Below are 12,186 nucleotides of genomic sequence, written 5' to 3' on the forward strand. Positions count from 1 at the left end.
TGCCGGTCACGCCCGTCCGGCCCGCGGCTACTCCTGGCCGCGCAGCCACTCCTCCACGATCTCGGCGGTCAGGGCCGAGTCCTCGCGGATCATCGACAGGTGGTCGGCGTCGACACCGACCACCCGGGCGCCCGGCACGAGCGGCTCGGCCTGGGCGCGCTGCTCGATGGGGGCCTCGTCGACGCCCGTCAGGGCGCGGTCACAGGTGACCAGCAGGACGGGGGCCGTGGTGTGGTGGACCTCCAGGCGGTTGAGCAGGACCATCCAGCGGCCCATGGCGGACAACCGGGAGTTGGTCAGCCGCACCGGCGAGTCGGCGCCGGTGAAGTTGAGCCGCATCATGCCGGTGTAGTCGGTGCCCTCGTCCGCGTTGTGCTGGAAGCTCAGCGTGTCGAAGAGGACGACGCCCGCCGGGCGGATGCCCCACGTGTGCTCCAGCAGGCCGGCCGCGGCGTAGGCGAAGGAGCCGCCGGAGGAGTGACCAGCGAGGACGAACGGGTGGCCGTCGCTGGCGCGCAGGGCGCTCTCGGCGATCACCCGGGTGGCGACCTCGGGGGTGGCGGGCAGCCGCTCGCCGGTGGCGAAGCCGACCAGCGGGAGCGCCGACACCTCGCGCTCGCCGCGGAAGTGGGCGGCGAGCCGGGAGTACTGGTGCACGCCCGCGTTGGCGGTGGGCGCGCTGACGCAGATCAGCCGGGTCGGGCGGGGCCCCTCGGCGAGGCGGGTCGCCCAGGGCAGGTCCTCCAGTTCGGCGGTCGCCTCGAAGGTGGGGCGCAGGGCCGCGACGGTCGCGAGCATGCGCTGGGCCTCGGGCACCTTGCCGTTGGCCAGGGCGTCGGTGAACAGCCGCTCCAGGGAGTCGAGTTCGGGTTCGCCGCCGGGCACGAGGACGGCTGCGCCCTCGCCGTCCTCGGTGCGCTGGTTGGCGAGTTCGCTGCGGATCCAGGTGGCGAGCTCGACCGGCGAGCGGCTGTCGAAGACGACGGTGGCGGGCATCCGCAGGCCGGTGACGGCGGCGATCCGGTTGCGCAGCTCGACGGCGGTGAGCGAGTCGAACCCGAGCTCGTAGAAGTCGCGTTCGGCGTCGACGGCCTCCGGGGAGGGGTGGCCGAGGACGGCGGCGGCCTCGGCGCGGACGGTGTCGACGAGGTAGCGCATGCGGTCGCGCTCGTTCAGGTCGAGCAGCTGCCGGGTGAAGTCGGCGGCCGCGTCGGCGCCGCTCGCGCCGCCGCCCGAGGCGGTGCGCCGGGCGGCGCGGACGAGTCCGCGGAACAGCGGCGGCACATCGCCCTGGGGGCGCATGCCCCCGGCGGCCAGGCCCATCGGAATGACGAGCGGTTCGGCGGACCCGAGGGCGGCCTCGAACAGGGCGAGGCCCCGTTCGACGGAGAGCGGCGGGATGCCGCCGGACTGCATGCGCCGCATGTCGGTCTCGCTGAGCTCGCTGGTCATGCCCGCCTCCTGGGCCCACGGGCCCCAGGCGAGCGAGGTGCCGGCCAGGCCGAGCGACCTGCGGTGGTCGACCAGGGTGTCGAGGAAGGCGTTGGCGGCGGCGTAGTTGCCCTGACCGGGGCTGCCCATGACGCCCGCGATGGACGAGAAGACGGCGAAGGCGGCGAGGTCCAGGTGCCGGGTGAGGTCGTGGAGCTGCCAGACGGCGTCGACCTTGGGCCGCAGGACGGCGGACAGGCGCTCGGGGGTGAGCGCGGTGATGATGCCGTCGTCCAGCACACCGGCCGTGTGGATGACGGCGGTGAGCGGGTGCTCGGCCGGGATGCCGACGAGCAGGGCCTCGGTGGCGGCGCGGTCGGCGGTGTCGCAGGCGACGACGCGGGCCTCGGCGCCGAGCGCCGCCAGGTCGGCGAGGAGTTCGGCCGCGCCGGGCGCGTCCGGTCCGCGGCGGCTGGTGAGCAGCAGGTGGCGGGCGCCGTTGACGGCGAGACGGCGGGCGAGGTGGCGGCCGAGGGCGCCGGTGCCGCCGGTGATCAGCACGGTGCCGTCGGGGTTCCACTCCGCGGGCATCGTGAGAACGGTCCGGGCGGCAAGCTCCCCGGCGGTGAGCGCGCTGCGCGCGTCGCGAATGTCGTGCGCGGCGACCGGCGGCGCGGTGAGCTCGCCGCGTCCGGCCAGGGCGACGAGCTCCGCGAGGATCGCGGCGGTCTCGTCGGCGTCCGGCGCGGGCAGGTGGGCGAAGACGTCGTCGTCGAGGACGAGGTCGGTCCCCGCCGCCGCACGCCCGACGAGCCGCTCTGGCGGCAGGCCGTGGCCGAGCAGGGTGGCGCGCAGCCCGTCGGGGGCCGTGGCGGAGACGTCGGCGCCCAGTCGCAGCGCGAGCTCGACGGCGGCGGTGGCCGGTCCGGTGGCGGTGGCGTGCACGTGGACGGTCCGGCCGGTCTGGAGGGCCGAGCCGCCGAGGGCCTGCCGGACGGGGACGAAGTCGGCGGCCAGGGCGGCCGCGGCCTCGAAGGACCAGCCCTCGGGCAGCCTGGCCAGCCGGCGCCGGTCGGCGACCGCCTTCGGCCCGGCGGCCAGCACACCGAACACCTGGTCGCCCGGGCGAAGGTCCGGCACGCCGTCACCGACCGCCGTCACCATGCCGGCCGCGCCGGTGCCGCCTCCATGAACCGCGGCGGCCCGGACAGCGACGGCGACCTGTCCGGCCGCGGGCGGCTCGGCCACCTCGGGGCAGGGCACCAGGGCCATGTCGTCGGCGAGCGTGCCCTCCAGGACCCACGGCGTTCCGGCCGGGGGCAGCAGCCCCGCCGCGTCCGCGAGCCGGGCCAGTCGGCCCACCCGCAGGGCGCCGCCGCGGACGGCGAACTGGGCCTCACCGTCCGCCAGCAGGCCGGGCAGCAGCGGCAGGACCGCGGCCACGTCCTCCGTGCGTTCGACGTCGAGCAGGGCGAAGCGGCCGGGGTGCTCGGAGTTCGCCGTGCGGGCCAGGCCCCAGGCGGCGCCGCCGGGCAGGTCGCGGACGGTCTCGCCGTCAGCGGCCCGGACGGCGCCCCGGGTCACGAACACCAGCCGGGAGGCGGCGGCGCGGTCGTCGGCCAACCAGTCCTGGACGAGGGCGAGCACGCGCGTGGTGTGTGCGTGGACGGCCTCGGGGACGTCGCCGGCCGGGCCGTCCAGGGCGACCAGGACGAGGTCGGGCGCCTGGCGGCCGAGGTCCGCGAGGGTGGCGGCCGAGGAGCCCGTGCCGTAGGCGTCGCGGCCGAGGGCCGTGCAGCTCGGCGCCGTGGCGGCGGGCGGCGTGGCGGGGGCGGGGACCCACTCGATCCGGAACAGCGGGTCGCGGCTGGTGCGGGCGGCGGCAGCGGCGGCCTGCGGGGCGCGCAGGGCGACCGAACCGACCGTCAGCACCGCGCCGCCCGCCGGGTCGGTGGCGGTGACGGACACCGTGTCCTCCCCGAGGCGGGCCACGCGCACCCGCAGGGCCGCCGCTCCCCCGGCGTGCAGGGCCACGCCCTGCCAGGCCTGGGGCTGCGGCAGCTGCTCCTCGGTGCCGACGCCGATCAGCACGGCGGCGTGCAGGGCGGCGTCGAGCAGGGCCGGGTGGAGGCCGAAGTAGCGGGCGTCGTCGGCGGGTTCGCCGGCCAGCTCGACCTCGGCGAACACCTCCTCGCCGCGCAGCCAGGCGGCGCGCAGTCCCCGGAACGCCGGGCCGCGCCCGGGCTCGCGGTAGAAGCCGTCCAGGTCGACGGCGAGCGCGCCCGCCGGCGGCCAGACCGCCTGGGCGTGGTCCGGCAGGTCGGTGTCCTGGGGCACGAGGGTGCCGGTGGCGCAGCGCGTCCACGGCTCGTCGGGGGCGGCGTCGCCGGGGCGGGCGTAGCAGGCCACCGGGCGGGCGCCGGTCTCGTCGGGCGTGCCGACGCGCACCTGCACGACGGGTTCGTCGTCCTCGGCGAGCGGCAGCGGGTCGCCGAGCGTGAGCTCCGCGATCCGGCCGCAGCCGACCTGGTCGCCGGCCCGGACGGCCAGTTCGACGAAGGCGGCGGCGGGGAAGGCCGGCCGACCGCCGATCCGGTGGTCGAGGATCCACGGGTGGACGCGCAGGGCGAGGCGGCTGGTGAAGAGCACGCCGTCGGTGTCGTCGGCCAGCGGGACGGCGGCGCCGAGCAGCGGGTGGTCGGCCGGGACGAGGCCGACGGAGGCGACGTCGCCGGAGAGGGCGGCCGGGCGCGGCCAGTAGCGGCGGTGGTCGAAGGCGTAGGTGGGCAGGTCGACCCGGCGGGCGCCGGTGCCGTCGAACAGGGTCGCCCAGTCGACCGGGACGCCGGCCGTGTGGAGCGCGGCGAGGGCGGTGAGCAGGGTGCGCTCGTCGGCGCGGTCCTTGCGCAGGGCGGCGGCGCGGACGCAGTCGGCCGCGTCGTCGCCGAGGCTCTGTTCGGCGAGGGCGGTGAGGACGCCGTCGGGGCCGAGTTCGAGGAAGGCGGTGGCCCCGGCCTCGCGCAGGGTGCGGACGCCGTCGGCGAAGCGGACGGCCTCGCGGACGTGACGCACCCAGTAGTCGGGGCTGGCGAGGTCCGCACCCAGGGTGCCGGTCAGGTTGGAGACCAGCGGGATCGAAGGGGCACTGTAGGAGAGGCCGTTGAGGACGGTGCGGAAGTCCGCCAGCATCGGGTCCATCAGCGGCGAGTGGAAGGCATGCGAGACGCGCAGGCGGGACGTCCTGCGGTCGGCGAAGTGCGCCTCGATCGCCGCGACGGCCTCCTGCGTGCCGGAGACGACGACGGAGGTCGGGCCGTTGACGGCGGCGATCGACACGAAGTCACCCAGCAGCGGCAGGACTTCGTCCTCCGTCGCCTGCACCGCCAGCATCGCGCCGCCCTCCGGCAGCGCCTGCATCAGCCGGCCGCGCGCCGCCACCAGGGCGCACGCGTCACCGAGCGAGAACACCCCGGCGACGTGCGCCGCGGCGATCTCGCCGATCGAGTGGCCCGCGACGAACTCCGGGCGCACGCCCAGCGATTCGACGAGCCGGAACAGCGCCACCTCGACGGCGAACAACCCGGCCTGGGCGTACTGCGTCCGGTTCAGCAGCTCCGCGTCCTCGCCCCAGACGACCGCGCGCAGCGGCTGGTCCAGGTGCTCGTCCAGCACCGCGCTCACCGTGTCGAAGGCGTCCGCGAACACCGGGAAGCGCGCGTACAGTTCCCGGCCCATGCCGAGGCGCTGCGAGCCCTGGCCGGAGAACAGGAAGGCCGTCGAGCGGTCCGCCGCGACGCCGCGAGCGACCTCGGTCAGCCCCTCGCTGCAGGCGAGCAGCACGGCCCGGTACTCGAAGGCGGATCGTCCGGCGGCGAGCGAGAAGCCGATGTCCAACGGGGAGAGTTCGAGGGCGGAGGCGCGGGCGAGGTGGGTCTCCAGCGCGTCCTCGGAGCGGCCGGAGAGCACCCACGGGACGACGGCGGGCAGCACCAGCTGGTCCTCGGTGCGCTCGGTCACCGCGGGGGCCTGTTCGAGGATCACGTGCGCATTGGTGCCGCTGATCCCGAACGAGGAGACCCCGGCCCGCCAGGGACGGTCGACCTCGGGCCACGGCCGGGCCTCGGTGAGCAGGTCGATCGAGCCCGCCGTCCAGTCCACGACGGTGGACGGCCGGTCGATGTGCAGGGACTTCGGCAGCACGCCGTGCCGCATGGCGAGCACGGTCTTGATCACCCCGGCGACGCCGGCGGCGGCCTGGGTGTGGCCGATGTTCGACTTCAGCGAGCCGAGCAGCAGCGGCCGTTCGCGGTTCCTCCCGTAGGTGGCGAGGAGCGCCTGCGCCTCGATCGGGTCACCGAGGGCGGTGCCGGTGCCGTGGCCCTCGACGGCGTCGACCTCGGCGGCCGACAGTCCCGCGCTCGCGAGCGCCTGGCGGATGACGCGCTGCTGCGAGGGGCCGTTGGGGGCGGTGATGCCGTTCGAGGCGCCGTCCTGGTTGACGGCGCTGCCGCGCACGACCGCCAGCACGGGGTGCCCGTTGCGGCGGGCGTCCGACAGCCGCTCCAGGACCAGCATGCCGACGCCCTCGGACCAGTTGGTGCCGTCGGCGGCGTCCGAGTAGGCCTTGCAGCGGCCGTCGGCGGCGAGGCCGTTCTGGACGGTGAAGCCGGCGAAGCTCACCGGTGTGGTCATCACCGTCACGCCGCCCGCGAGCGCGAGTCCGCACTCGCCGTTGCGCAGCGCCTGGGCGGCCCAGTGCAGGGCGACGAGCGAGGAGGAGCACGCGGTGTCGACCGTGACGGCCGGGCCCTCCAGGCCGAGGGTGTAGGAGATGCGCCCCGACAGCACGCTCGACGCGAGGCCGGTGCCGGCGTGGCCGCCGATGTCCTCGCGCGAGTTCATCATGAGCGTCGCGTAGTCGAGGCCGTTGGTGCCGACGAAGACCCCGGTGCGGCTGCCGCCGAGCTTCTGCGGGTCGACCCCGGCGCGCTCCAGGGCCTCCCAGGAGGTCTCCAGCAGCAGGCGCTGCTGCGGGTCCATGGCGAGGGCCTCGCGCGGCGAGATGCCGAAGAAGGAGGCGTCGAAGTCGGCGACGGCGTCGATGAAGCCGCCTTCCAGGGTGGCGCTGCGGCCGCGGCCGTCGCGGTCGCCGACGAGCAGGGTCCGCAGGTCCCAGCCGCGGTCCTCCGGGAAGCCGGCGATGCCGTCGCCGCCCTCGGAGACCAGGCGCCACAGCTCGTCGGGCGAGGTGACGCCGCCGGGCAGGCGGCAGGCCATGCCGACGATCGCGATCGGCTCGCCGTCGTCGGCCGCGGCCCGCACGGCGGGCAGCAGCGGGTCTGCCGGGGTGTCGAGGAGCTCGGCCAGGACGTGCTCGGCGAGGGCCTGGGCGGTCGGGTAGTCGTAGACGGAGGTGGCGGGGAGCTTGAGGCCGGTGGCCGCGCCGAGCCGGGCGGGCAGCTCGACGGCCGTCAGCGAGTCGAAGCCGAGGTCGCGGAACTTGCGGTCCGCGGCGACCGCGGAGCGGTCGGCGTAGCCGAGCACGGCGGCGACGTGGGTGCGGACGAGGTCGGTGAGCAGGGCGGTGCGCTCGGTCGGGGTGAGGGCGCGCAGGCGGCCGGTGAGTTCGGAGGCGGCGGTCGCGTAGTCGCGGCGGGCCGCGGCGGCGGTCTCCAGGGCGGGCCGGGCCGCCGGGAGGTCGCGCAGCAGCGGGTTTCCGCGCAGGCCGACGAGGCTCTCCAGGACCTGCGGCTGCGTCAGGTCCAGCAGCACGAGCGCGGGGGCCGGGCGGGTGACGGCCTGACGCAGCGCGGCCAGGGCGAGGTCGGGGTGCAGGGCGGGGACGGCGGCGCGCTGGATGCGTCCGTCGTCCTCGGCCGGAGCCGTGTACTCGGCGCCGATCCAGGCGCCCCAGGCCACGGAGGTGGCGGGCAGGCCGTCGGCACGGCGGCGCTGGGCGAGCGCGTCCAGGACGGCGGCCGGGGCGGCGAGGGTGGCGCGGCCGGGGGTGCCGACGGCGCCCGCGACGGAGGAGCAGAGCACGAAGGCCGTCAGGTCGAGGCCGCGGGTCAGCTCGTCCAGGTGGAGGGCAGCCCCGGCGCGGACCCGGTGGACCGCGGCGAGGCGCTCGGGCGTCAGGTCGTCGAGGACGCCGTCGTCGACCGTGCCCGCCGCGTGGACGACGCCGGTGAGCGGGGCGTCGGCGGGGATCTCGGCCAGCAGGGCGGCGAGGGCGTCGCGGTCGGCGACGTCGCACGACGCGATCGTCACGGCGGCGCCCAGGCCGCTCAGCTCCTCGGCGAGGTCGGCAGCGCCGGGGGCGTTTGGCCCGCGGCGGCTCGCCAGCAGCAGGTGGCTCGCGCCCGCGGCGGCGAGCTGCCGGGCCACGGCGGCGCCCCGGCCGCCGGTGCCACCGGTGATCAGCACGGTGCCCGGGGTCCGCCCCGGCGTCCAGCCCGCGTCCGGCGCACCGGCCGGGGCCGGGACCAGACGGCGGGCGTGGACGGCGGCGGTGCGGATCGCGATCTGGTCCTCACCGTCCGCGCCGGCGAGCACGGCGGCCAGGCGGCGCACCGCGGACCGGTCCGGCGCCTCGGGCAGGTCGACGAGGCCGCCCCACTGCTGGGGGTGCTCCAGCGCGGCGACCCGACCGAGGCCCCACACGGCGGCCTGCTCGGGCGCGGCCGGCGATTCGGTACGGGCCACGGCGACCGCGCCGCGCGTCAGGCACCACAGCGGCGCGGTGAGGTCCGCGTCGCGCAGCGCCTGCAGGAGGGCGAGGGTCGCGGCGGCCTGGTCGGCCTCACGGCCGAGCGCGAGGAGGGACAGGACGCCGGTGAACGGGCGCCCGGTCGAGGGCAGTTCGCGTAGCAGCGCAGCGAGCTCGGCGCGCTCCGGGGCGGGCACGGTCAGGCACAGCGCGTCCGGTCCGACGGCCTCGCAGGCCGCCTCCGTCCACGCCTCGTCGCCGCCCTCGGCGGGCGTCACCACCAACCACGGGCCGGACGGGCGGGCCGTCGAGCCGCCCGGCAGCGCGCGCCAGGACTCGTGGAAGCGCAGCGCGTCCAGCAGGGACTGGTCGCGGTGGTGGCGCCGCCACGCGGACAGCGCCGGGAGCACCGCTCCGAGCGCGTCTCCGTCCACGGCGAGGTCGGCGGCGAGGGCGTCCAGGTCCTCGCCCTCGACGGCGGCCCAGAAGCGGGCGTCCAACGGGTCGTCCGGAGCGGCGGTGCCGGGGCGGGGGGACTGGGTGTGGGTCTGCGGCCAGTAGCGCTCGCGTTGGAAGGCGTACGTCGGCAGGCCGGTGCGGCGGGCACCGGTGCCGTCGAACAGGCGCGCCCAGTCGACGGGCACGCCGACGACGTGGAGGCGGGCGAGCGCGGTCAGCAGGGCGCTCTCTTCGGGACGGCCGCGGCGGCCCGCCGGCTCGACGACGACCTCCGGGGCGTCCGCCAGGGTCTGGCGGACGGCCGGGGACAGGGCCGCGTCCGGGCCGAGCTCCACGAAGTCGGTCGCACCGGCGGCGTGCAGCGTGCGGATCCCGTCGGCGAAGCGGACGGCCTCGCGGACGTGGCGCACCCAGTAGTCAGGGGTGCGGAGGTCCTCGTCGCCGAGTTCACCGGTGAGGTTGGAGATCAGCGGGATCGAAGGGGCGTGGTAGCTCAGCCCGTTGAGGACCTCGCGGAAGTCCGCCAGCATCGGGTCCATCAACGGCGAGTGGAACGCGTGCGAGACCTTCAGCCGCGTCGTCTTGCGGTCGGCGAAGTGCGCCTCGATCGCCGCGACGGCCTCCTCCGCCCCGGAGACGACGACGGACGACGGGCCGTTGACGGCGGCGATCGACACGAAGTCGCCCAGCAGCGGCAGGACTTCGTCCTCCGTCGCCTGCACGGCGAGCATCGCCCCGCCGGACGGCAGCGCCTGCATGAGACGGCCGCGAGCGGCCACCAGGGCGCAGGCGTCGGCCAGGGAGAACACCCCGGCGACGTGCGCGGCCGCGATCTCGCCGATCGAGTGCCCCGCCACGAACTCGGCCCGCATGCCCAGCGATTCGACGAGCCGGTAGAGCGCCACCTCGACGGCGAACAACCCGGCCTGGGCGTACGCGGTCTGGTTCAGCTGCTCCTCGTCCGAGCCCCACACGACCTCGCGGACGGGCAGGTCGAACTGCGCGCAGACCGCGTCGAAGGCCTCGGCGAACACGGGGAAGCGGGCGTACAACTCCTGACCCATGCCGAGGCGTTGGGCGCCCTGTCCGGAGAACAGCAGCGCGGTCCTGCGCTCGCCGTCGGCGACGCCCCGGGCCACCTCGGCGCCGTCCAGCAGCACCGCCCGGTGCGCGAACCGCGACCGCCCGGCGGCCAGAGAGAGGCCGACGTCCACGGGCGAGGCGTCCAACCCTTCGAGCCGGGCGAGCTGCGCGCCCAGCGCGGCCTCCGACTTGCCCGCCAGCACCCACGGCACGACGCCCGGCGCCACCGACGGCTCCGGCGCGGGGGCTTCGGCCGGCGGCGCCTGCTCGACGATCACGTGCGCGTTGGTGCCGCTGATCCCGAACGCCGACACACCCGCGCGGCGCGGCCGGCCGGTCTCCGGCCACTCCTCCGCCTGCGTGAGCAGCCGGATGTCACCGGCCGTCCAGTCGACGTGCGAGGACGGCGCGTCCACGTGCAGCGTGCGGGGCAGCACGCCGTGCTGCATCGACAGTACGGCCTTGATCACGCCGGCCGCGCCGGCGGCGGCCTGGGTGTGGCCGATGTTGGACTTCAGCGAGCCGAGCAGCAGCGGGCGTTCGCGCTCCTGCCCGTAGGTGGCGAGGAGCGCCTGGGCCTCGATCGGGTCGCCCAGGGTGGTGCCCGTGCCGTGGCCCTCGACGAAGTCGACCTCCGCCGCCGAGAGGCGCGCGTTGGCGAGGGCCTGACGGATGACGCGCTGCTGGGACGGGCCGTTGGGAGCAGTGAGGCCGTTGGAGGCACCGTCCTGGTTGACGGCGCTGCCGCGCACGACCGCGAGCACCGGGTGCCCGTTGCGGCGAGCCTCGGAGAGTCGCTCCAGCACCAGGACACCCGCGCCCTCCGACCACCCGGTCCCGTCCGCCGCGTCGGCGAACGCCTTGCAGCGCCCGTCCGGGGCCAGTCCGCCCTGCCGGGTGAAGCCGGGGAAGCCGAGCGAGGACGACATCACGGTGACGCCGCCGGCCAGGGCCAGCGTGCACTCGCCGCTGCGCAGTGACTGCGCGGCCAGGTGCATCGCCACCAGCGAGGAGGAGCACGCCGTGTCGACGGTGACCGCCGGGCCCTCCAGGCCGAAGGTGTAGGAGATCCGGCCGGAGACCACGCTCGCGGCCAGGCCGGTGCTCGCGTGACCCTCGATGTCCTCCTGGGCGTTCATGACGAGCGTCAGGTAGTCCTGGCCGCCCGTGCCGACGAAGACGCCGGTCCGGCTGCCGCGCAGCGCCGTCGGGTCGATCCCCGCGCGCTCGACGGCCTCCCAGGACGTCTCCAGCAGGAGCCGCTGCTGCGGGTCCATGGCGAGGGCCTCGCGCGGCGAGATCCCGAAGAAGGCCGCGTCGAAGTCGGCCACCCCGTGCAGGAAGCCGCCCTTCGCCGTGGCGCTTCGCCCCCGGTCGCCGGGGCCGCCGCCGAGCAGGGTGTCGAGGTCCCAGCCGCGGTCGGTCGGGAAGTCGGAGATGCCCTCACGGCCCTCGGCGACCAGCGCCCACAGCTCCTCGGGCGTGCCGATCCCACCGGGCAGGCGGCAGGCCATGCCGACGATCGCGATCGGGTCGTCGGCGGTGGCGGCGGCCGCCGTGGCCGGGGCCACCGGCTCGTCGTGCCGGCCGAGCACCTCCGCGAGGACGAGGTCCGCGATCGCGGCGGGGGTCGGGTGGTCGAAGACCAGGGTGGCCGGGAGGCGCAGGCCGGTGACGGCGGTGAGGCGGTTGCGCAGTTCGAGGGCGGTGAGGGAGTCGATGCCGAGGTCGTGGAAGTCGCGGTCGGCGGCGACGGCCTGCGGTGAGGCGTGGCCGAGGACGGTGGCGGCCTCGGTGCGGACGAGGTCCACGACGTGGCGCAGCCGGTCGGTCTCGCGCAGCTCGTACAGGCGGGCGGCGAGGGCCGTCATGGCCGCGGCGCCGGTACCGGTGGCGGAGGCCGTGCGGCGTCCGCCGGGCAGGAGGGCGCGGAACACCGTGGGCACCTCGCCGCGCGGGCGGGCCCCGGCGGCCATGCGGCCGGTCGCGACCAGGTACGGCTCGTCGACGGCCATGGCGGCGTCGAGGAGGGCGAGACCGTCCTCCTCGGTGAGGGGCGGGACGCCGGAGGCGTGGATGCGGTGCAGGTCGGCCTCGGAGAGAGTGCCGGTCATGCCGGCGGTGGGCATCCAGGCGCCCCAGCCCAGAGACTGGGCAGCCAGGCCCTGTTGGCGGCGCCAGTGCGCGAGGGAGTCCAGGTAGACGTTGGCCGCCGCGTAGTTGCCCTGGCCCGCCGTGCCCATCACGCCCGAGATGGAGGAGAACAGGACGAAGGCCTTGAGGTCCTGGTCCTTGGTCAGCTCGTGGAGGTTCCAGGCCGCGTCCGCCTTCGGGCGCAGGACGGCCGACAGGCGCTCGGGCGTGAGCGCGGTGACGATACCGTCGTCCAGCACACCGGCCGCGTGCACGACACCGCTGATCGTCCGGCCGTCCAGGGCCTTCGCGAGGGCCTCGCGGTCGGCGGCGTCGCAGGCCACCACCTCAGTGCGGGCACCCAGCTCCGC

1 protein-coding gene is annotated in these 12,186 nt (G+C 76.3%); it reads right to left on the reverse strand.

The features are described 5' to 3' along the window. Window positions 1-27: 27 nt before the first annotated feature. A partial coding sequence (locus ACIRYZ_RS41235) for a type I polyketide synthase (protein WP_402953789.1) occupies window positions 28-12,186 on the reverse strand: 12,159 nt, incomplete at its 5' end.

It is taken from the genome of Kitasatospora sp. NPDC101155, assembly GCF_044768305.1.
Lineage (GTDB): Bacteria > Actinomycetota > Actinomycetes > Streptomycetales > Streptomycetaceae > Kitasatospora.